Source organism: Colwellia marinimaniae (genome assembly GCF_002207865.1).
GTDB lineage: Bacteria > Pseudomonadota > Gammaproteobacteria > Enterobacterales > Alteromonadaceae > Colwellia > Colwellia marinimaniae.
In genome coordinates this window covers 1-279 of the sequence record NZ_BDQM01000217.1, presented here as the reverse complement: position 1 = coordinate 279, position 279 = coordinate 1, and the positions used below count along the sequence as shown (strand labels likewise).

1 protein-coding gene is annotated in these 279 nt (G+C 68.8%); it reads left to right on the top strand.

Annotation, left to right across the window (positions count from 1 at the left end):
- Positions 1 to 279: CobD/CbiB family cobalamin biosynthesis protein (locus tag MTCD1_RS18985; protein ID WP_143760170.1), on the top strand; the 279-nt coding region annotated here is incomplete at both ends.

Here is a 279-nt window from a genome sequence, read left to right as displayed (position 1 = left end):
GCGATGTGCAGCCGCTCGATGCCACGGCCGTGCGCGAGAGCGCCATCGAATCCCTGGCCGAGAACCTTTCCGACTCGGTGATCGCGCCGCTGTTCTGGTTTGTGCTGCTGGGTCTGCCGGGCGCGGCGCTGTACCGCTTTGCCAATACCGCAGACGCCATGTGGGGCTACCCTGGCATGCGCGGCGGGCGCTATTGGCAATGGGCGGGCAAATGGGCGGCGCGGGCCGACGATGTGCTGTCGTGGCTGCCCGCGCGGCTCACGGCGCTCTTGTTGTGGC